The sequence below is a fragment of the Paenibacillus vandeheii genome (assembly GCF_030433635.1).
Taxonomy (GTDB): Bacteria; Bacillota; Bacilli; order Paenibacillales; family Paenibacillaceae; genus Paenibacillus; species Paenibacillus vandeheii.
This window is the reverse complement of sequence record NZ_JAROCD010000008.1, coordinates 83607-105952: the sequence shown is the minus strand read 5'-3', so window position 1 is coordinate 105952 and position 22346 is coordinate 83607. Positions and strand designations below refer to the sequence as shown.

Annotated in this window: 17 protein-coding genes and 1 pseudogene; 14 read left to right on the top strand and 4 right to left on the bottom strand. The window is 47.0% G+C overall.

All coding sequences use genetic code 11. From position 1 onward, the window contains the following. Window positions 1-42: 42 nt before the first annotated feature. The gene (locus tag P5G61_RS17075; RefSeq protein ID WP_301247624.1) at window positions 43-1077 is read right to left on the bottom strand and encodes a DJ-1/PfpI family protein; all 1035 of its coding nucleotides are present in this window, start codon (window positions 1075-1077) and stop codon (window positions 43-45) included. A 168-nt stretch (window positions 1078-1245) separates the two neighbouring features. Between P5G61_RS17075 and P5G61_RS17070 the strand changes: the two genes are divergently transcribed. From P5G61_RS17070 to P5G61_RS17060, 3 genes and pseudogenes are all read left to right on the top strand, one after another. Next, entirely contained in the window at window positions 1246-1932 is a 687-nt protein-coding gene (locus P5G61_RS17070; protein ID WP_079349042.1) for a response regulator transcription factor, read from the top strand. 1 nt (window position 1933) lies between these two features. After that, a complete protein-coding gene (locus tag P5G61_RS17065) occupies window positions 1934-3265 on the top strand; it encodes a sensor histidine kinase (RefSeq protein ID WP_301247623.1) in 1332 nt (443 codons plus the stop codon). Next, window positions 3252-3698 (top strand): annotated as a pseudogene (locus tag P5G61_RS17060) (NADP-dependent oxidoreductase); the annotation flags it as partial. The gene P5G61_RS17065 and the pseudogene P5G61_RS17060, both read left to right, overlap by 14 nt. Here the strand turns inward: P5G61_RS17060 and P5G61_RS17055 are convergent. After that, complete coding sequence (locus tag P5G61_RS17055) at window positions 3686-4567, bottom strand: AraC family transcriptional regulator (RefSeq protein WP_301247622.1); 882 nt, start codon at window positions 4565-4567, stop codon at window positions 3686-3688. The pseudogene P5G61_RS17060 and the gene P5G61_RS17055 sit on opposite strands and share 13 nt — an antisense overlap. 288 nt (window positions 4568-4855) lie before the next feature. On the opposite strand from P5G61_RS17055, the gene P5G61_RS17050 reads away from it, so the two are divergent. Next, on the top strand, window positions 4856-5074 hold the full coding sequence (locus P5G61_RS17050; RefSeq protein ID WP_301247621.1) for a carbohydrate-binding protein: 219 nt from the start codon (window positions 4856-4858) through the stop codon (window positions 5072-5074). A gap of 74 nt (window positions 5075-5148) precedes the next feature. Here P5G61_RS17050 and P5G61_RS17045 read toward each other — a convergent pair whose 3' ends face one another. Beyond that, complete coding sequence (locus P5G61_RS17045; protein ID WP_301247620.1) at window positions 5149-5922, bottom strand: helix-turn-helix transcriptional regulator; 774 nt, start codon at window positions 5920-5922, stop codon at window positions 5149-5151. A gap of 167 nt (window positions 5923-6089) precedes the next feature. Here P5G61_RS17045 and P5G61_RS17040 point away from each other — a divergent pair, with 167 nt between their 5' ends. The 4 genes from P5G61_RS17040 to P5G61_RS17025 all read left to right on the top strand — a co-directional run bounded on the left by P5G61_RS17040 (window position 6090) and on the right by P5G61_RS17025 (window position 12904). Beyond that, complete coding sequence (locus P5G61_RS17040) at window positions 6090-7643, top strand: glycoside hydrolase family 43 protein (RefSeq protein ID WP_301247619.1); 1554 nt, start codon at window positions 6090-6092, stop codon at window positions 7641-7643. 152 nt (window positions 7644-7795) lie between these two features. Beyond that, a complete protein-coding gene (locus P5G61_RS17035) occupies window positions 7796-9475 on the top strand; it encodes an extracellular solute-binding protein (protein ID WP_301247618.1) in 1680 nt (559 codons plus the stop codon). A 58-nt stretch (window positions 9476-9533) separates the two neighbouring features. Further along, window positions 9534-11291, top strand: coding sequence for a sensor histidine kinase (locus P5G61_RS17030; protein ID WP_301247617.1), 1758 nt, complete (start codon window positions 9534-9536; stop codon window positions 11289-11291). After that, window positions 11276-12904 carry a response regulator gene (locus tag P5G61_RS17025; RefSeq protein ID WP_301247616.1) on the top strand — a complete coding sequence of 543 codons (1629 nt, stop codon included), beginning with the start codon at window positions 11276-11278 and terminating at the stop codon, window positions 12902-12904. The genes P5G61_RS17030 and P5G61_RS17025 overlap by 16 nt, the downstream gene beginning before the upstream one ends. A gap of 103 nt (window positions 12905-13007) precedes the next feature. Here the strand turns inward: P5G61_RS17025 and P5G61_RS17020 are convergent, their stop codons facing one another. Beyond that, window positions 13008-13775: a response regulator gene (locus P5G61_RS17020; protein WP_301247615.1), complete on the bottom strand. Its 768-nt coding sequence runs from the start codon at window positions 13773-13775 to the stop codon at window positions 13008-13010. A gap of 294 nt (window positions 13776-14069) precedes the next feature. Between P5G61_RS17020 and P5G61_RS17015 the strand changes: the two genes are divergently transcribed. The 6 genes from P5G61_RS17015 to P5G61_RS16990 all read left to right on the top strand — a co-directional run bounded on the left by P5G61_RS17015 (window position 14070) and on the right by P5G61_RS16990 (window position 22343). After that, window positions 14070-15425 carry an extracellular solute-binding protein gene (locus tag P5G61_RS17015; protein ID WP_301247614.1) on the top strand — a complete coding sequence of 452 codons (1356 nt, stop codon included), beginning with the start codon at window positions 14070-14072 and terminating at the stop codon, window positions 15423-15425. 69 nt (window positions 15426-15494) lie between these two features. Further along, entirely contained in the window at window positions 15495-18392 is a 2898-nt protein-coding gene (locus P5G61_RS17010) for an extracellular solute-binding protein (protein WP_301247613.1), read from the top strand. 57 nt (window positions 18393-18449) lie between these two features. Continuing rightward, window positions 18450-19367: a carbohydrate ABC transporter permease gene (locus P5G61_RS17005; protein WP_435874221.1), complete on the top strand. Its 918-nt coding sequence runs from the start codon at window positions 18450-18452 to the stop codon at window positions 19365-19367. A gap of 2 nt (window positions 19368-19369) precedes the next feature. Then, on the top strand, window positions 19370-20245 hold the full coding sequence (locus P5G61_RS17000; protein ID WP_301247611.1) for a carbohydrate ABC transporter permease: 876 nt from the start codon (window positions 19370-19372) through the stop codon (window positions 20243-20245). 27 nt (window positions 20246-20272) lie between these two features. Then, window positions 20273-21724 (top strand): hypothetical protein, encoded by a 1452-nt coding sequence (locus tag P5G61_RS16995; RefSeq protein ID WP_435874206.1) that lies wholly within the window; start codon window positions 20273-20275, stop codon window positions 21722-21724. Beyond that, complete coding sequence (locus P5G61_RS16990) at window positions 21708-22343, top strand: Yip1 family protein (protein ID WP_301247610.1); 636 nt, start codon at window positions 21708-21710, stop codon at window positions 22341-22343. The genes P5G61_RS16995 and P5G61_RS16990 overlap by 17 nt, the downstream gene beginning before the upstream one ends. Window positions 22344-22346: the final 3 nt, after the last annotated feature.

The following is a 22346-nucleotide window of genomic DNA, read 5'->3' as shown; positions in this document are numbered from 1 at the left end:
TGCAATCCCCGAGACCTCTTTTTGTGCACATAGATAACCAGGCTAATTTATTCGTCTTCCTGATAATTTTGAAGCGGGAAGAAGGCCAGCCTTAGCGAATCCGCTCATCTGATCTCCATCCACGGTAACTTCGAATTTCAGATTCAGACGCATGGGTTTGGTAATCGGCAGGGACCAGGTTAACTTGTTGTCGTGGCATACGGGATTTAAAAATCGGATTGTTTCATCACCTTGTATTGCTGTCCCCTGGATCACATTGAAACTTGTCGTTATGTAAAGCTTAACCTCCAGCTTACCGACAGGTGTAACGATTGTGGTATCCCAATTCCCGTCGAAGACGGATGTCTCTGTTTTCTCGTTCTGTAACATGACAGAGCTTACGGCCGTTTGATTCATTACAGTACTCTGTTTGTTATTCGTTAACGACTTGTGAGTGCTGGGTGCAATGCCTGTTTCTTTCCAAACGGTTCCTCTTCGTTCATATTCGAACAGCTGCTCTATCTCGTGTGCGATACGCGGTCCCAGTTCACGTTCGACCAAATACAGCGCTACATCAAGTCCCGAGGTCACACCGCCCCCGGTAACCAGGTTACCATCATCCACTACGCGAGCCGGAACTGGAATCGCTCCGGTTGCACCAAGTAAATCCATCCCCAAGCGATGTGTTACCGCATGTCTGCCTTCCATGAGACCTCCCATGGCTAATAACAAGGAACCGCCGCAGACCGTGGCAACAACGATGTCCTTATGGTCGAGAGCTTCCCTGATCATAGGGGTCAATTTCGTATTCATGGCCCTGTCGAGAATAGCCGGAATTGAATCGGGACCATCTCCTTCAACATCACCGGATGCGCCAGGCACCACGATAATGCCCATACGTTTCGGATCAAGCCTGCTGCTGGCTTCCAATTTTAATCCATTGGTACCGCTGATCACAGTTCTCGGCCCTTCAGCCGTGACGAGCTCTACCCTTAACACATTTTCGGCATGCATGGTAGCGGCATGAAATACTTCATAAGGTGCAATGGCATCCATTAGGTCGAAGCCATCAAATAGCACGATTTGAACAGTTAACATGAATAAATCCCCCTCACTTTAAGTTCCTCGGGAAGAATCATAACAAACGAATATCTCAAAGGAAGTGTTGTAAGAGTCACAAAACGATAAACAAAACATCACAAAATATAACCTCGTCTTGGTAATAGAGGAATAAATGATAAACTAGATGACAGAGGTGGGATAAGCATGAGTAAATATCATACGATACTTGTTGTAGATGATGATTTGAGTATCGTCGAGCTGTTAAGAGATTTTCTGGAGAATGACCAATTTCACGTTAAAACGGCTTGTGATGCGGAACAAGCATGGACCATACTTCAACAAAACTCCATTGATTGCATTGTTCTCGACATCATGATGCCTGGACAAGGCGGATTTGAATTATGTCGCCGGATTCGAGGGGAAAGTGATGTTCCAATCCTTTTTTTGAGTGCACGCAGTGATGATGTGGATAAGATTCGGGGGCTGACGCTCGGCGGCGATGATTATATCGTCAAAACGGCTTCGCCTGGTGAAATTGTGGCCCGAGTGAAAGCTGTTTTGCGGCGCACCGCTTCCAGACAGCCCGTGCAGGGGAAAGTCTTGGATTATGGACGCATCCGGTTGAATCTGTCTGCAAGAGAAGTCCTGATCGAAGGGATAAAAGTCGAGCTTACGCCTAAGGAATATGAGTTATTCCGATTATTTGCGGAACATCCGCGACATGTTTTTACCTATGAACAATTGCTTGCAAAGTTTTGGGATGGTGTGGGTGACAGGCATACTATACGAGTCCATCTGAGCCGGCTTCGCGAAAAAATTGAAACCGATCCAAACGATCCACAATTCCTGGTCAACGTATGGGGAGTCGGATACCGATTTGAGGGAGCATAACATGAGAAAACTTCGCATTCGTACATTCACATTGCTTTGCTTATTCGTCTTGCTGACGTTGCCGTGGCTCTTTTTTGTCACGGCTCACTTTATGTACACACAAACATTTCATATCTCTAAAAGCCAACAGCCAAATGAAACATTGCAAAGACATCTCAGTAAGGTGATTCACACGATAGAAGTGGGTACAGATCATTGGACCGAACCAAGCTGGCAACATCAGTTGTACACCGAATTGAGTAGAGCAAAGATGGATGTGGTCATTGAATCTGCGACCCATTCGGAAATTTATCGTTCCAGTTCAAAGCGCCACAGTTCATTAGCGTCGACTGAACAGTTCTCTGTCATTGAAGACGGACAACTCCTGGGGAGGGTTGTGCTATATCTGCCTAAATCCAATGGAGTTCCGCTGCTTGCGGCTTTTTTCGGACTGCTGCTTGCTTTCTTTGTGGTTGGAGTTGAAATGAGGAGATTCCTTCTTAAGCCCCTGGAGAAGATGAGCAGTGCAGCTAGGCAAATGGCGTCAGGGCAGTGGGAAGTACGTTTGCCTGATTCCAGAATCACGGAAATCGCCGAAGTTCGCGACGGATTCGAGGTTATGGTGGAAGGACTTGAGGAATCCTACAGGAAACAAGTCGAGCTGGAGGAAGAACGAAGATTTGTCATCGCTGCCGTCGCGCATGATTTACGTACACCATTATTTGCCTTGCGGGGATATTTGGATGGATTGGAGCAAGGAGTAGCGCAGTCACCAGAGAAAATAACCCGATATATAGCCGTATGCAAAGAGAAATCCGCCCAATTGGATCGATTGGTGGAGGACCTGTTCACTTTTACAAAAATGGAGTACTTGGAAAGTGAACTTAACACCAAAACTTTGGATTTATCGCAAATCCTCCGAAAGTCAATTGAGAGTTTGAGTCCTCAGGCTGAGCAAAAACATATTTCTATCTTAGCCCATTTAGCAGAAGGTTGTTTCATTAACGGAGATTCGCATGTACTAGAGCGCGCAATGAACAATGTGTTGGAAAATGCCGTTAGATACACGCCCTCAGGTGGCAAAATAACCGTTCAATGCTGCAACCACGGAAAGAAAATTAAGTTTACGATACGCGATACCGGGTCTGGTTTCTCTTCGGAAGAACTGGAACGTGTTTTTGAACCCCTCTATCGTGGCGAAGCCTCACGGAGTCGTGCAACTGGGGGGAGTGGATTAGGATTAACAATCTCACAACGTATGATGAAGCAGCACGGGGGAGAACTTGCTGTAAGCAATCACCCTGAGGGTGGGGCGGTGCTAACAGGATGGATACCTCTAAGTCAGAGATGGTAAAGTACGAATGCTGCTGAAATATGATATGCCGCTTATTTTAGGAAATGATTTTTCAGGAGTGATTGTCCAAGTTGGAAAGAAGGTTAACCAATTTAAGCTGGGAGATGAGATTGACGGCCGACCAAGAAAGAGCAGAATTGGAACCTTTGCTGAGTTTATATCCGTACATGAAGACGATATAGCTCTAAAACCTAAAAATCTCTCCTTTGAAGAAGCAGCATCAATACCATTAGTTGGACTTACCTCATACCAGGCATTACATGATGTATTACAACTTTCGGCTGGGCAGAAGGTATTGATCCAAGCGGGTTCGGGCGGCGTAGGGACCTTTGCGATCCAACTCACCAAAGCAATGGGGATATACGTTGCAACAACGACAAGTGAAGCGGGAATTCCTTTGGTCAAATCGCTTGGAGCCGATCAGATCATCAATTGAATCCTATTGTAACCGTAGTCCGCATTGTTGCACTCCTGTTTCACGAACTTGCCGGGAGAAATACCAACAATTCGGGTAAAACTGCGAATGAAATTCGCATAATCCCTGAAACCAGACTGAAAGCAAGTTTCCGTTATGCTCAGACCATCAGACAAGCAGTATTTTGCGAGTTCAATACGACGCCCCAAAATATATGAGCGAAGGGTCAATCCCGTATGTTTTTTGAATTGGCGACTAATATGTGTGCTGTTGATATAAAACATCTCTGCAAGTTTGCTAAGCGTGATCTCCTGGGCCAGATGTTCTTCGATATAATCCATTGTTTTACACACCAGTTCGGGCATGATGTCGGTTGGAATGGAAGTTGTATTATGGAATGAAACGTTTATTGCAACCATCAGCTGTGCAACGACTGCATTGATTTTAACATCCGCTCCATACGCATCTGAAGCCAACAAATTCTCCAGTTCGCCAGCTAATTGAAGAAGCTGCTTCAACTGCTCCTGGTCCAGATGTACGATATTTCCTTTTCCCTTAGGACGATAGTCAAAACAAGCGGATAGACTGGTTGACGAAGTAGACATTCTGCGAAGATACGATTTTTTGAGATTGATCGTAATTCGTTCGTATTCGGATTCATCCATAATATAAGAACGGTGCATTTCCTCTGGAGAAATGACAAGCAAATCACCGGGCTCCAAATGATAGCAGTGATTTTCAATGTAAAAATTGACATTGCCACGAAGAAAAAGGTACACCTCATAGGCATCATGTCGATGATAAGAGCTTTCCAATGGATAGGTGGTCACCCGGTGCAGATATAAGAGTTCAGGTTGGATGGGATCATACAAATAGTTACCATTCACAAGGCATCTCATCCTTTCACGCAATAAATAGACCGTAACACGCAATGAAAATGTGATTGGTTTACCTTAAAATGTAATCATCCTATCATAGCCTGCTCATTTTTGTAAATGTTTTCTTTTATTGTATGCACGTGTCAGAATTGGGGACTGCTTAGGATGCTCATAGACATCCAATATATTTTATCAATGGAGGGAACCTGCCCATGAAATTCGATTCATCTTCAAGTACCAGTGAACAAACGGAAGTGCGCCCACAAGTTGCTTCAACGTTAAGTATCCAAGCAGCGATTGGAAAAACACCTCCGAACGGAAATCCGCTCACTGCACACAAATTTGGAAGTTGTAATTACAGATATGGGAATGGGCAGCTGGATTGCTCTGTCGAAGGTTGATTTTGGTCATGAAGGGGCAGCCAGCTTCTCGGTAACGATGTCCAATGGCGGGTGTGAGGGCGGAAAGCCGAACATCAGTATCAGTCAATGGAGCTTTGAACCCAATAGAGTTTAGTTTGACCCTACTGCGCCGGAGAAGAGCCCCTGCGCATTAATTTTGATGTAAAAGAATACTCTTGTGCAAGGGCATCAGGACGGAGAAGTGACGGATTTACGATAAGCACGCGGTGTACAGCCGACCATTTGTCTGAATTGCCGGGAGAAGTGCTCCACATTCCGATAACCGCAAAGTTCACTGATGTCTGAGATTCTGGCCTGTCCATGGATCAGTCTTTCTTTGGCGAGACGAATTCTGGATTGGATCACATCTTCCATACACGAGATGCCAAATGTGGTTTTGTATAACGATTGCAGATAGCCTGGACTAAGATGAACAGCATCAGCCATGACAGCAACATTCCATTCTTGGCCCGGATTATGGTTAATGCTCTTGCGCAAATTCAGAAGATCCTGATAATGAGGCGTATTGACTGCTGACTGAGAGGCTTCAAGGAGCTTGTTAAACATAATTCGAAACAAATAATCAATAGAGAGCTCACGGTAATCACACGAAAGAAAATTTTCGGTCGCCAGCAATTGAAATAACTGATGACAATAGCCGGGGTCCGGAAGAGGTATGGGCGTGCCCAGCGGAAGAGCTGTCTCCAGTATATACGACTCATCCGAGAGAAATCGTACCCAATCATTTACATATTGATCCGAGCACGCACGATACATGATTTTCTGATGAGGAGGGTAAAGGACGGCACAATTGGCCGGATAGGCTTTTATCTCGCCATTCACCCAGAATTCGGCCGGAGTCTGTGTAAGAATGAGGAGCCAGAAATCATGCCCTTCCGGTATGTCATATATGAAATCATCCGGGTGAGCGGCATCGTAACCGACATAGAAAATCGTATTCATATCATTCTCCAATCTTGGAATAGATCAATTTTGCGATAGCATATATCATTCTTTGGGATGCACTTCTATTTTATAATTTTAAGGGAAAACCGTTGGGAAATCATTAAATGTTTATTGCTCTATCGTTAGGTGTGTCTTTGAAATGATCAATAAAGGGGAGAAAGAGCATGATGTACGCAAACCCGATTATTTGGGCCGATTATCCGGATCTGGATGTGATTCGTGTTGATGACATCTATTATATGGTCAGTACAACAATGCATATGATGCCGGGCTGTGTCATCCTGCGATCTTATGACTTGATTCAGTGGGAAACCGCTGCTCATGTGTTTGATAGACTTGATGACACAACCGCCCAGTGTTTGGAAGAAGGCAAGTATATTTACGGCAAAGGCATGTGGGCTGCCTCGCTTCGACATCACAAGGATACGTTCTACGTCATCTTTGTTGCCAATGATACCCATAAGACTTACCTATACACCGCTGAAACTATAACCGGACCCTGGACCAAGCGTGATGTGGAAGGCTTTTATCATGATTGCTCGCTGTTTTTTGACGATGATGATCGAGTTTACCTGATTCATGGCAATGCGGAGATTTATTTGACAGAGCTGAGTTCCGATCTATCCGGTCCCGAACCCGGCGGAGTACAGCGCATGATCGCAAAAGACAGGCAGCCTTATTTCCTTGGATATGAAGGTGCCCACTTCTACAAAATCAACGGCCAATATTACGTGTTTCTAATCCATATTTCCAAATCTTCTGGCAGAAGAACACAGGCCTGCTATATGGCCGATTCGTTGGAAAATGAGTTTGTTGGCGGTGAAGTATTTAATGACGACATGAGCTACTTCAATGCAGGGGTAGCCCAGGGAGGAATCGTGGATACACCGCATGGAGACTGGTATGCCATGCTGTTTCAGGATCATGGTGCCATCGGGCGCATTCCTGTGCTTGTCCCGCTGCACTTCGAGAACAATATTCCGGTGTTTGCCAAGCAAGCGCCGAAGCAAATCCTGATTCCGAGCACAAGACCAGATTATGTATATAAACCTCTGGTTGGGAGCGACTCTTTTCATTATGAAACCGGCGATGACGGACAGGTACGCCTGAACGATTTTTGGCAATGGAATCATACCCCAAACGACGACCTCTGGTCTGTAACTGACAAACCGGGAGTATATCGAATTCAATCCGGCGATATTCGTCCCAACCTGACGTTTGCCGTGAATACACTGACGCAGCGCGCCATGGGACCCGTATGTGAAGCGATTGTTACACTGGATGGAAGCAGGCTGAAGGACGGTGATTTTGCAGGTCTGTGTTTTTTAATTGGCACCTATGGTTTGATTGCACTTACGAGGAATGAAGGTCGTTTATACCTGGTCATGCAGGCAAGAAGAAGTGAAGATTCAACCATCTTCGGTAATCTGATTGATGCGGAGCCAGCAACCGAATATGCAAGAATCCCCATAGGGGACACAGAAGTTAAGCTCAAGGCCATTGGGAATTTCGTGGACAATCAGGACGAGTGCACCTTCTTCTATCTGGAAGGAGCGGAGTGGAAGCCGCTTGGGATCACTCACAAGATGATTTATAAATTGGATCATTTTATGGGATGCAGGATCGGATTGTTCCTATATTCGACGAAAATGATCGGGGGGACAGCTGATTTTTCGAATTTTGAATATCAGGTGATGCTCCAGGATGAACAGAATTAAATGGAAATGGAAGTCGCCCAACTGGCGGCTTCTTTACTAATATATTATTTGTTTCTGCTTCAGCTGAGGCTATTTCATGTACAATGAGAACAAGTTCCAACATCAGGAAATTAAAACATTTATTTTTAGCCGAATGGGGGTGCATCCATCATATGCGTATCACTGTGTTAACCAAAACAAAATTGGTCGTGATTCTATTGCTCAGCGCATGCATACCAACAGGACATACACGTGGATATTCGGAACAGGGCATGATTGAAATGGACACACAGGTTGCCATAAATAATACGAATTTGAGAAAATACAGTTCTCCGATACAGGTATCCTTTGTCAGAGAAGCAGGGGACGATCTGGACCGAATGATCAGCCAGCTGCCCGGAGAGACATTGTTGGACAATCGCTGGACCCGTTTGTATGAACAGAAGCTCGGGATTAAGTTGCAATATGATTGGATCGCCAGAGGAGACGTATACGGACAGAAGCTGGGTGTCTCTCTTGCTGCCGGTCGTATTCCTGACATCGTAAGAGTGAATCCGTACCAGTTAAGACAGTTGAGCAATGCAGGGCTGATTCAGGATCTGTCCGAGGTATACCAAACCTATGCCTCTCCGCTTACGAAGAGCATATTGGAGGCAGAAGGAAGCGGGCCATTTGACGTGGCAACCATTGAAGGCAAGCTGATGGCCATACCTGAGACAGCATCATCCATTGAAACAGCCCAGTACTTGTGGATCAGAACGGATTGGCTTGAACGCCTGCAGCTTCATCCTCCTGAAACTATGGAAGACGTGCTTCATATTTCGAAAGCGTTTACAGAGAAAGACCCCGACGGTAACGGCCAACAGGATACGTACGGACTTGCCTTAACGAATCATTTGTGGGACCCGGTCATGGGAGCTGCCGGCTTGATGGCCGGGTATGATGCATATCCGAATATTTGGATTAAGGATGCGGATGGCAAGCTCGTTTACGGCGGTATACAACCCGAAGTCCGCAAAGCGCTGCAAGTCCTGCAAAACATGTACCTGGAGGGCCAGCTTGACCCCGACTTCAGCTATAAAAAAGGAACGAATGAAGCACGCCTGATCCAGAACGGAAATATTGGCATGCTTTATGGAGAACAATGGACTCCTTTTATGATTCAGTCGAGTCGGGAGAATGATCCAACAGCCGAATGGCAGGCTTTTCCCATCACAGCGGAATCCGGAAAAATGGCCAAAGTACCCCTTCGCCCCAATGCATGGCAGTATTTCGCCGTTAGAAAAGATTATGCTCATCCAGAGGTCATTATGGAGCTCATGAATTTGCATTTGGAGACGAACTGGGGCGAGCAGGCACAGTACGAAACATACTACAATGACGATTCCAAAGCCGTGTGGATGCTCTCCCCGGTCACCCCGTTTCCGGGAACCAAAAACCTGGATGCCTATCGTCAAATTCAGGAAGCAAGCCGCTCCGGAGATTTGTCGGTTTTACAGGAAGAAGCATTTGCCATTCAGAAGAGAATTGAAGCTTATATAAAAGAAGACGTGGAGAGCGGTTGGGGATGGAATCAGACCTACGGACCTTCTGGAGCGTTCAGCATAGCGGATGGCTATGAAAGGAACGGACAGCTTCTGTACGATCAGTTCACGGGTGGAATTACAGATACGATGGTCGACCGGCAAATGATACTGAATGATCTCCAGCTTGAAGCCTACCTGAATATTATTCTTGGCAGACCCATTGAGGAGTTCGATCAGTTTGTGGACAATTGGCGCAAGTTAGGTGGAGATCAGATCACGACGGAGGTTAATGCGTGGTACATTTCAAAAACGTCACGGGAGCAATGAATCGTTTCTCTGGGGTTCCATCATGCAAACAGGTAATTCAAACGCTGGAGGGGATGAGTTGATTAAATTCCCCGCCCAATCATGGCGCAGCAGCATCTTCGCCCGGCTGATCTTGACGTATCTGATGTTTGTTCTTCCACTTATTCTCCTGGGAATGTATTTGTACAACTGGAGTTATGACAATGCCAGCCAGGAAATATCGTCGTCAACGGAAAGGCGACTTGTCCGTTATCTCGAAGAATTGAATCGGGAGATAGAATGGATGGAGCTGCAGCAGTTTGACATTGTGGAAGACAGGAAGCTTAACAGGCTTGCCATTCTATGGGAGATGATGGATCAGGTAGATCGCCGAGATACATTGAATTATCTGTCCGAACGCCTTGCCACGTTTAAGAATAGCAGTGTTTACATCAAGAACGTTCATGTGCATATTCGCGCGATTGGTAAAAGCATCTCCGCCACGCATGGAATTGATGATTACAACAGTGATTCCTATAACTATTTCAGCTCAGGCGTGCAGGGAAAAGGAACTCGTTTTATGGTAAAAGAAGGTGAAATGAACCTGAGTGCCGCAAGGTTGAGCGGTAAAAAAGGAGAGGCTCCGCTATTCGTAGTCCAGGTCGAGTTAGACACGGAACAATTTCAAAATGCACTGACCCAGCTTAACCTGTATCCGGAGAGCGGTTCGTTTCTGATGGAGGAGAAAACGGGACATATCATTACAGACCTTTCGCAGCGTGATTTTATTCTTACTGCTTATCGTGACCACATCATTAAAGGCGACCATGGTGCATTTCAGGTGAGGGTGGAAGGCACACGCTATTATGTCAGTCAGAGCCGGTTGGAACCTCTTGGCTTGTCTGTAGCGACGTATTTGCCGGAAGAGAGTGTGAAAAGACCATTAAGCAAGTTCTATCACTGGGCATGGCTGTTTGCGATTACATCGTTTGTGGCGATAACGGCCTTCCTCTATTCAGGCTATAGGCTCATCCACATTCCTCTGCTTCTGCTGGTCAAGAGATTTAAGAAAATGGAGACCGGGGTTCTGGACATCCCTATTGTGCATAAGCGTAAGGATGAGTTTGGCTTCCTGTATATCCGGTTTAATCAGATGCTCGAAAAGCTTCAGTTGCTAATTGATCGGGATTTCAAAAAAACAATGATGATGCAGCGTGCCGAATTGAAGCAGCTCCAGTCCCAGATTAATCCCCATTTTTTATATAACAGCTTTTTTATTCTCAATTCACTTGCAAGAACAGGAGATACGGAGCGCATCGAACAATTCACCAACATGCTTGGCGAATATTTCAGATTTATTACCCGAAACGAAACCGATCAGGTCAGGCTGGAAGAAGAGGCAGCTCATTCACGTACATACACCGAAATCCAGAAGCTGCGGTTTTCCAGACGTATACAGGCAGACTTCGGAGATATGCCATCGGCGATGGAGCGCATTTGTGTTCCCCGATTGATCATACAGCCCATTATCGAGAATGCTTATGAGCACAGTCTGGAAAAAATGACTTCTCAGGGCATGCTTCGAGTCCGCTTTGACATCAAGGATAATATCGCTGAGATTAGTGTGGAAGACAATGCGCATGAATTGGAGGACCACCAAATTGAGGCGCTTCAACACCGTTTGCTTGAAAAAAGTGACTCGGATGAAGTGACGGGTTTGATGAATATTCATCGACGCCTGGTGCTGACATACGGGGAAGAAAGCGGCCTGTTTTTGACGAGAAGTGAACTATCGGGATTAAAGGTCACAATCCGAATTCATATGGAAGGAAGGGAAGGCGGATGTATCGACTTTTGATTGTGGATGATGAGGAAATTATTACGGACGCTCTTTATGAGACCTTTGCAAGACATATGCCGGATCGTCTTGACGTATGCAGAGCCTACTCAGCGAGTGAGGCATTAGCCTGGATGGAACGCTCAAGAATTGATATCGTTTTAACTGACATTCGCATGCCGGGCATGAACGGTCTTGAGCTAACAGAGCAGGTTCAGGCCTATTGGTCACACTGCCGCGTTATTTTCCTAACGGGTTACAGCGACTTTAACTATGCTTACCAGGCTTTTCAGATGCAGAATGTCCGTTATTTGCTCAAAACGGAAGGTTATGACAAGGTTTTGGCTGTAGTGGAAGAGGTGGTGGAGGAGATTCGGCAGAGCCAGCACATGCACGAGCTATTGGAGAAATCATACGAGGCTACTTATCAGCTGGCAGTGTTCCAGCAGGAAGAATATCTGCGGAATCTATTGCAGAATGGCACTGCATATGCAGGCCCAACAATTGAAATCCAGAATCAATTGGATCAGTGGGGTATTGGGCTGCATGCTGCTTCTCCCGTTTATATTGTGCTTGGCCGAATGAATTACAGGGATAAACTCTCGCATGCCGAACGCGCTCGGATTCAGACATCTGCCCGAATGATTGGTTCCTCCCTGATGGAGGAGCAGACGATTCATATTAGCGTACTGGACCATTACGGGGATATGGTGTGGCTTATACAGCCCAAGCAGACGGAAATCGAACCAGGCAGTTCCCTTGTCCGGTATCTGGAGGGTACATTGGAATGGGCGCAGGAGGCATGCATGACTTCACTTGGCATATCCATGGCCTTTGCATTGGCTGGAAATAGCTGTCACTGGTCCGAAATTCCCCGACAATACGAGAGGTTGAGACAACTACACTGGATGAAGATTGGCGATGGCATATCCATGGTGCTTCGGGATTACGATGAGGTTCTTCCGCATCAGGGACAGAGGGAGCTCACGCGAGTCAGCAACAGAATCGAAGTGATGTCAGGGTATTTGGAGACAGGGAGAATCCAGCAATTTTACGAAGTATTTGAGGCGTTGGCCAATGAACTGATTCATCAGGATGTCACCATGGAGAGGGCCATGGAAACCTACTATAATCTGGCGCTGCATCTGTATTCAACCATCAATCGCTGGGGTCTGCATCAGGATATACCTGATCAGCGCAGGCTTTTACATCTCAACGAGTATACTTGTATGAAGGATGCAGTGCAGTTTCTGTATCAGGCAGCCGACCAACTGGTGCGTTTCAAGAGCTCGAATGAACAGGAGCGGGCAAATGCCGTAATTCATTCCCTGTGTACTTACGTTACGGACCATCTGGAAGAAGACCTTTCCCTTGTAAGACTGGCCGAACTCTATCATTTCAATCCATCGTATCTGTCCCGTTTCTTCAAACAGGAAATGGGAATCAACCTCTCCGAATTCATTGATGAGCTGCGAATTCGGCGGGCAAAGGATCTGCTTCGAAATGCCGATCTCATGGTTCGGGAGGTTGCGCTGCAGGTCGGCTATGAGTCAGCTCATTCCTTCACTCGCTTTTTCAAAAAGGGCACAGGTATGACACCTCAGGAATTCAGAGAATCTTTATTGGTGCGTTAAAGAGAAGAGAATATGAAGAGGAGTAAGACCGCCGGTTCGATTGACCTGTGGCCTTACTCCTCTTTTTTTTGGTTTATTTGATGTTCAAGGCAAAGCTTCAAAACTACGCGGTGAATGTTTGTTGTTTCCGGTAGGCATTGGGACTCACACCTGAGTACGCTCTGAATTTTTTATAAAACCAGTCCGTATCTGTATACCCTACCTCCGATGCAATTTCATAAATCCGCAAATCGGTGGTCGTCAGCAGTAATTTGGCTTTTTCCATTCGTTGCTGAAGCAGGTAATCATTGAAGGATATGCTCTCTTCCAATTTGAATTTCTGCCCAAGGTATGCGCAGTTAAAATGAACCATATCGGAGATTTTCTTCAATGTGATGTCACCACTGAGATGATCGAGGACATAAGCTTTGATCTTCTGGATCACCTGAGCGGAATGCACCGGTTTACCCTCAAGTTGAATGATCGACCTTAAGGAGTACAGATTTTGCTTGGGTTGTGCCGGCTCAAGCCTGGCCTGGAGCCTGTTAAGACTCTGGAGTAGGGCTGATCGGTTGAGTTGGCCAGGCAGATAATCGCTTACTTGATAGGCTAACGCTTTGCGGACAAGCTTGAAATGATCATTGCCTCCCATAATAAGAATGGGAATCTCGCTTATCTTTCGAATATGGTGACATACCCATAAACCTGCAGCAGCGTATCCTCCAGTGCTCACGAGCACCACATCAAATTGCTGGTCGGACAATGCCGATAACGCAGTACGGGCACAAACAACTCGTTCTCCAATAACATATTCGGAGTTGCTGCGACGCAGCAGCTGATGCAATTCCCCGAACACATAACGACTGAAATCCACAAGCAGAATGTTATGCAAGAGCAATCCCTCGCTTTCAATTGATATAAACCGACTCCCCAGCACCTCGAAAGCTGAATGACAGATGTCTTAATTTCATTATGGGAAACAAAGAAAGCGCATACAATGTGCATTTGTTTGCTGAGGGAGCATTTATTTACCAATTACATATGGAATGGCTTCCATTTGGATTCAAATTGCCAAAACCTATAGTTTGACAGGGTAAACACCTTTATTTTCACGGGTTGTTTGCGCTTTCAATTGAAGGCTACACTTTGATGGCAAACCGAAAAACCACATTCAGGGGGGACAACAATGAAAAGAAAAATGCTCATGCTGATGAGTCTGGTTCTCACAGCCATGCTGGTGATGAGTGCATGCAATTCCGGCTCCACCGCTCAGACCGAACCGGAAACAAAGGTGCCGCAGGAGGAGCAGGCCACAACTGAAACAGAACCAAAGAATGAGAATTCTACACCAGAAATGGATTTTGACATGGGGGGAAGAACGATCAAGGTCGTTGCCTGGTGGGATATGGAAATGACCGATAGCAATCCGGACAACATTCAGCGAATGGAGAACCTGGAGGCGCTGAAGAAAAAGCATAACTTTGATATCGAATACATTTCGATTGATTTTGGTGAGTACCAGGAAAAGGTTGTAGCTTCCCTGATGGCGGGAGAACCGCTTGGTGATATTGTACGGCTGGGCAAAAGCTACGCAATTCCCGCACTGACGAAGCAAGACTTGTTATGGCCAGTGGATGAGTATACCAAAAACGATAAAGTGTTTAACCAGAAAACAACGAACGAATACATGCAGTATGAAGGTCGGGGATATGGCTTCACGGAGGACCAATCTTCATTCATAAGTGGCATTTTCTATAATCGCACACTCATGCAGGAACTGGGCATGAAGCCGCTACAGGAATATGTAGATGAAGATCAATGGAGCTGGGATACGTTCATTGAAGTAGCCAAAAAGGCGAATAAGGATCGCAATAACGATGGCAAACTTGATACCTGGGGATTGGCACAAAGAGGGCTTCTTGAGCCCGTGCTGTACTCCAACGAAGCCTCGCTGACCAAAGGTGACAAGCAAAATCTGGAAGATCCAAAAACAATAGAAGCTTTGAAATTCGTGTCCAGAATGGCCACGGAGCAAGTTGGAAGAGCCTCCGAAGGCGGCGACTGGACGGAACCGGCTACCTTCTTCCGCCAAGGCAATACATTGATGTATTCCGGGGCCATGTACGAGATTGAAGGAATCAAGACGGATATGCAGGATTATGATATCGGCTTCCTCCCATTCCCGAAAGGGCCAAGTGCAACCGCCTACCACTCTGGGGAATCGCAATATCAAGCACTTACGATTCCGAAAGCGGTCGAAAATCCGGAACAATTGATGTACATCTGGGAAAAAATCAACGAGATTGACTCCATTTACGATTACCCTAGTCAGTCCACCCTGGAGACTCACCTGACGGACGAAGCCGATATTGAAAATGCCAAAACCGTGGCCGAGGGGATGCTGGTGCTGGATCATAATACGTTCCCATCTCTGCCGTTCTGGGATTTTAATGGTGAGCTGGTCGATGGTGTTTCCGTTTCGACCGTTATTGAAAAATATAAGGCACCCTTCCAGGCAGCTATCAAAGAGGTATACAAATGAGTCATTTGCATAAACCAATGAGCGTCTTTCATTAGCAAGATGTGGAAAGGAAGGGGGATATATTGGAACATGCGGTCACGAAAGAAAAAAGGACTGATCCTACTGCTCGCCTTTGCCATGATCTTCTCCTTATTGAGCATGTACCCTACGCGAGATCACAATCGTGGCATCGTTCAGGCAAGCGAAGATTTTGAGGCGGTGTCGGGTACAGCCGATTCCCGCAGCTATGAGCATTACATCTCAACTCACTCCAACGCAGATGAACCTGAGCAGATCATACGAATCGAAGCGGAATCTTTCATTCAGGCTGCGGATGGGAATTTCGAGATTATCGATGGATATGCCGGACTGGATGGAAAGGCAGTAATCACCCCTGAATCCGGCACCATCAGTTGGGAAGCCCCCGTTCAAGCCAGTGGACTATACCATGTTCGCATTCATTATTATCCAGTGGCAGGCAAAAGCTCCGCGATTGAACGGAAACTGGAACTGAACGGGGAGGTTCCTTTCAGGGGAGCGGATGTGCTGCTTTTTGACAGAGTGTGGGGAAATCGCGAGGACACGGTACGAAGGGACGATCGTGGTAATGATCTCAGACCGAGGCAGGTCGAAACACCAGCATGGCAGCTTGCCTCCTTCAAAGACAGCGCCGGTTATTTCGAGGAGCCTTATCAGTTTTATTTTGAAAAGGGCAATCAGAAGCTGTCGCTTACCTCGCTGCGCGAAAGCATGGCGATCGATTATATCGAACTATATCAGGAAGAGAGCATTCCAACGTACGCTGAGCTTCAGGCCACATATGAAACATCAGGCTTGAAGCCAGCCGATTCTGTTCTGCTCAAGGTACAGGGAGAGCATGCGGTGAATAAATCCTCACCAACCCTTGCTCCGATATCGGATCGCTCAAGTCCGTCTCTCGAACCCTATGATGTATCCAAAATTCGTGTTAACGCCATTGGAGGCCTCAACTGGAAGCTTCCTGGGGAATGGATCGAATGGGAAATAGACGTACCTGAGGATGGCCTGTACCAGATTGCACTCAAAGTGAAGCAGGACCAGCTTCGCGGTGTGTATGCCACACGAAATTTGATGATTGACGGTAAAGTCCCATTCAAGGAAATGGAGCGTATTCGGTTCAACTACAGCCCTGATTGGCAGACACGGATTCTGGGCACGAGTGAAAGTGAACCTTATCTGTTTCCTTTGAAAAAAGGAACGCACCATTTGCGAATGACCGTTACGCTGGGTGATATTGCTCCACTACTGCGCACGGTGGAATCCAGCGTGCTGGAGCTAAATGAGATGTATCGCAAAATACTGATGATTACATCCAACAAGCCTGATCCGCTCAGGGATTATCAGTTGGAACAGCGCATTCCTGAGATGACGGAGGTTTTCAAGCGGCAGGCCGACATTCTACATTCAGTTGCGGATTACTTGGAGAAGGCCACCGGTGAACAGAGTGACAAGGTAGCCGTATTACACGCCATGGTCGTTCAACTGGAGGATATGGCGGCAAGGCCGGAAACGGTTCCGAAACGTCTGGATACCTTCAAGATCAATGTGGGTGGACTGGGAACATGGATTTTGTCTGTCCGTGAACAGCCTATAGCGCTGGATTACCTTCTGGTGTCCTCACCAAATCATGAGCTGCCGGATGCCGAAGCTAACCTTTTGCAGCAGATGAAGCATGAAGTGGGTGCTTACGTCGCTTCCTATACAGAGGATTACGACAGCATCGGCAACATTGAGCAGAATAAGGATTCCATTACGGTGTGGATTACTACCGGACGCGATCAGGCTCAGGTTCTAAAGGGCTTGATTGATGATTCCTTTACTCCTGAAACTGATATTTCAGTCCAGCTGCGTCTCGTTCCACCCAATATTCTGCTGCCTGCAACACTCGCTGGGGAAGGGCCCGATGTAGCCATGCAGATGGGTGAAGATATTCCCGTCAATTATGCCATGCGAAATGCAGCGGCTGATCTGAGCGACTTCCCGGACTTTGAGGAGGTTGCGGAAAGGTTCCGTGAAAGCGGAATGACGCCTTACCGATTCAACAACGGGGTGTATGCGCTACCGGAGCAGCAGCATTTTCCAATGTTGTTCTATCGGAAGGATATTTTGAGTGAACTCGGCCTGGAGCCACCCAAGACATGGCAGGACGTTTATAATGCCATCTCGGTATTGCAAAAACACAATATGGAGTTTTACCTGCCCATTGAAGATGCTACGAACAATGCCAACATGATACCGAACGCAACCTTCGCCATGCTGCTATATCAGAACGATGGCAAATTTTATTCGAAAGATCAGAAGGCAAGTGAGCTGGATTCAGAGACTTCCATGGACGCTTTCAAGCGGTGGACCCAATTCTATACCAATTACAAATTCCCGCTTAAAGCCGATTTCCCCAACCGCTTCCGCACCGGAGAGATGCCGATTGGAATTGCGGATTACACGACCTACAACATGCTGACTGTTATGGCGCCCGAAATCCGCAATTTGTGGGATTTCACAATTGTACCTGGCACGGAATTGGAGGACGGGTCCGTAAGGCATGAGGTGGCAAGTGCCACGAGTGCGGTCATGATGCTGGAGAATGCCCAAAACAAGGAGGCTGCCTGGATGTTCATGAAATGGTGGACTGACAAGCAGACTCAGATTGAATACGGCAGGGAAATGGAGGGCCTTATGGGCGCGGCGGCTCGTTACCCGACCGCCAATATCGAAGCACTGGAGCAGCTGCCTTGGCCTGTTAAGGATTACCAAAACCTGGAGAAGCAATGGGAGTGGGTGCAAGGCATTCCTCAAGTTCCCGGTGGATATTTTACAGGCCGACACCTGGACAATGCGTTCCGCAAAGTGGTCAACGCGAATGAGAACCCGCGCGAGGCCTTGTCAGACTATGTTCTGTATATCAACGATGAGATCGAACTCAAGCGAAAGGAATTCAATCTGAAGTAGAGGAAGGGAGGGTAACGGTTGCACGCAGAAACCACCAAGGCATCGACTGCTCCTGCCATCCACGCAAGACAGGACAGTCGGTGGTCCCTTATGAAACGGGATTTGTATCGAAGCAGACACTATTACGTTCTAATGGCACCGTTTATGCTGATCTTTTTCATGTTTACTGTCATTCCGGTGGGCATCTCGCTGGGACTCAGTTTTTTCCACTTCAACATGCTGGAGCTCCCTCGATTTGTCGGCTGGCAAAATTACTCGCGCCTGTTTCTGAACGACGACGTATTTTTGATTGCTCTCAAAAATACGCTGCTGTTTGCCGTTATTACCGGGCCTGTCAGCTACATTGCCTGCTTTTTGTTTGCATGGATTATCAATGAGCTGTCCCCGAAAATCCGTGCAGTCATGACACTTGTATTCTATGCACCTTCCATTTCAGGAAACGTTTTTTTCATCTGGTTAATCGTGTTCTCTGGCGACAGCTATGGATATATGAACGGATTTCTGATGCGCCTCGGCGTTATTCTCGAACCGATTCAATGGCTTTCAAATGAGAAGTACGTGCTGGCGATCGTCATCATCGTACAGCTGTGGCTCAGTCTCGGCACGAGCTTCCTAGCCTTCATTGCTGGACTGCAAACCATCGACCGTTCTCTGGTCGAAGCGGGTACGGTGGACGGAATTAAAAACCGCTGGCAGGAGCTTTGGTATATTACGTTGCCTTCGATGAGACCACAGCTCATGTTTGGTGCGGTCATGCAGATTACAGCCTCGTTCGCCGTGGCCGAAATCTCCATCGCGCTGGCAGGTTTTCCAAGTGTCAATTATGCGGCACACACTGTGGTCACACATCTGATGGACTTTGGCACTATTCGGTTTGAGATGGGCTATGCATCCGCCATCGCAACCGTTTTGTTCGCCCTGATGCTGGGAACGAACATTCTGACACAAAAAATGCTGAGAAAGATAGGTGAATGACAATGACCAGCAAGGTACGGGCCGTTTTCGGCATGTCCAGAAAACTTAATCGGTCATTTACCGTCAGCCTGATGCTGTTTGCGCTGCTGGCACTGTTCGGGTCATTCATGGTATTGCCACTGATCTACACGGTTAACAATGCCTTCAAACCGCTTGATGAGCTGTTTATATTTCCGCCTCGCTTTTGGGTAAACAATCCGACGATGGAAAATTTCTCGGATCTGATCAATCTGATGGGCAACTCCTGGGTTCCTTTATCCCGCTATATTGCCAATACACTGTTGATTACGCTGCTCGGAACGGCGGGTCATATCCTGTTGGCATCCGCGGCAGCATACCCGCTGGCTAAATATCGGTTTCCCGGCTCGAATGTGCTGTTTACCATCGTCATCCTGTCGCTGATGTTCTCACCACACGTCACAGCGATTCCGAACTACATGGTGATGTCCTGGCTTGGATGGATCAACACACATGCGTCCATTATTGTGCCTTCTCTTGCATTTTCCCTGGGCCTGTTCCTGATGAAGCAGTTCATGGAGCAGATTCCCGATGCGCTGCTGGAGGCCGCCAAAATCGACGGAGCGAACGAATACCGTATATTCTGGAGCATCGTCATGCCCAACGTGAAGCCAGCCTGGCTGACGCTTATGATTTTGCAATTTCCAGCCCTATGGGGAACAGACGGTGGAAGTTTTATTTACAGTGAAAATCTGAAAACACTGCATTATGCGCTTAGTCAGATTATCCAGGGTGGTATTGCCCGAGCGGGTGTCGGTGCTGCGGTAGCATTACTGCTCATGATCGTGCCCATCACGCTGTTTATCATCTCCCAGAGCAGTGTCATGCAGACCATGGCAACTTCCGGTATGAAAGAGTAGAAGGGGGGCAGCAACATATTGAAAAGCATGTGGAAAAAATGCGGATGGCTCACCATGGGTCTTGCCTGCCTCCTGTATTTGGGGAACGCAGCATCAACGGCCTTCGCCGACGGACAGACGAATGCTTACAATTATTCGTACTGGGGAGAGGCGGTTCGTTCTCCTGCCGCATATGAAGCGACAACAATAATTTCAGGCACGGAGCTGAAGATTGAAGCATTCAAAGAACCGACCGACATGCACGTTACGGCTGATGAGCGAATTTACGTGCTGGATTCGGGCAACAACCGAATCGTTGAGCTGGATCGGGAGTTTAAACTGACACGGATTATTGATTCATTTGATCACGATGGACAGAAGGATCATTTCAAACATCCGCAAGGTTTATACGTTTCGGACAACGGCCAGCTGCTCATCGCCGATTCGGATAATCAACGGATTGTTCATCTGAATGAGCAGGGGCAGTTGATCAAAATCGTGGACCAACCACAATCTGATCTGCTAAAGAAGGATTTCCAATTCAAACCCCTGCGGGTTGTTATGGATAAGGGAGAACGGATCTATGTTATGGCTGAGGGTGTCTTCGACGGCTTCATGGAGTTTAATTCGGATGGTTCATTTGCCTCGTTTATCGGTGCCAACAGAGTTTCGGTCGATCCGGTGGAATATCTATGGAAAAGATTCGCCACTCGTCAGCAGCGAAGTCAAATGGTCATGTTCACACCAACCGAGTTCACTAATATGGACATTGACGAAGAAGGCTTCATTTATGCAACCAGCGGTGACCAGACCGGACTCCCCATCAAGAAACTGAATGCACAGGGCGCGGATATTCTAAGAAGGGAAGGATACTACCCACCCCAGGGTGACTTGTTGTACAGCAACGAGAAAGGGCCTTCCCGGATGATCGATGTCGATGTCGGGGACAGCGATATGTATTCCGTGCTTGATGCCAATATGGGGCGGGTTTTCACCTATAACGGGGACGGATATTTGCTTCATATGTTCGGAGGTATCGGCAATCGGCTGGGACAATTTAATACCCCTGTCTCTCTGGAGCGTGCCGGGGATCGTATGCTCGTGCTGGACAAAGCACTTGGAGAAATCACCGTTTTTCAAACCACTGAATACGGCCGTACGCTCCATGAGGCAGTACGAAGTTATTTCAATGGGGACGAGGAAAATTCTGCGAAGCAGTTTGCCAAAGCTGCAGACATGAATGCCAATCTCGAATATGCTTACGCAGGCATCGGAAAAGCGCTGTTGCGGCAGAAGGATTATGCGAAATCCACCCAATACTTTAAGCGAAGCATGGAACGAGAAGGGTATTCCAAAGCGTTTCTTCTATATCGAAAAGACCTGCTCCGCGAGCATTTCTCTTGGATTATGTCCGGGCTGATTCTGGTTGTTGCCGGGCTGGTAGCCATAACCATCATTCGCAGACAGAGAAAGGGGACAACGAATGCAGGCATCAAGTAGACAATGGGTTGGATATCCACTGCATCTTATTTTTCACCCGTTTGACGGCTATTGGGAGCTGAAATACGAGCGGAATCAGAAAACAACGCTGATGATTGCGTTGGTCATTCTGGGACTACTGGCGGTAACGACGATCCTACAGGCTCAATATAGCGGGTTCCTGGTCAATTATAACAATCCGAAACGGTTGAACAGTCTGCTGGAAATGGTCTATGTCATTGTTCCGGTGTTGTTCTGGTGTACAGCAAATTGGTCGTTAACCACACTGATGGACGGTGAAGGCAAATTTTCGGAAATCTTCATGTCCACCTGTTTCGCATTGGTTCCGCTGATTCTGATTCAGTTTCCGTGGATTTGGCTCAGCCTAATGATTTCCGGGCAGGAAACAGCCTTTTATTATTTTTTCAACCTGGTTGCAACGGCTTGGACGGTATATCTATTATTTGTGGGCAATATGACTGTGCATCAGTATTCGCCGGGCAAAACAGTGCTTACCATGCTTTTGACGCTGGTAGCCATGGCCTTCATGGCATTTCTCTGCCTGCTGTTCTTCAGTCTGGTGCAGCAGATTGTGTCCTTTGCAGCCACCATCTATCAGGAACTCGTACTCCGGGGCTAAGGA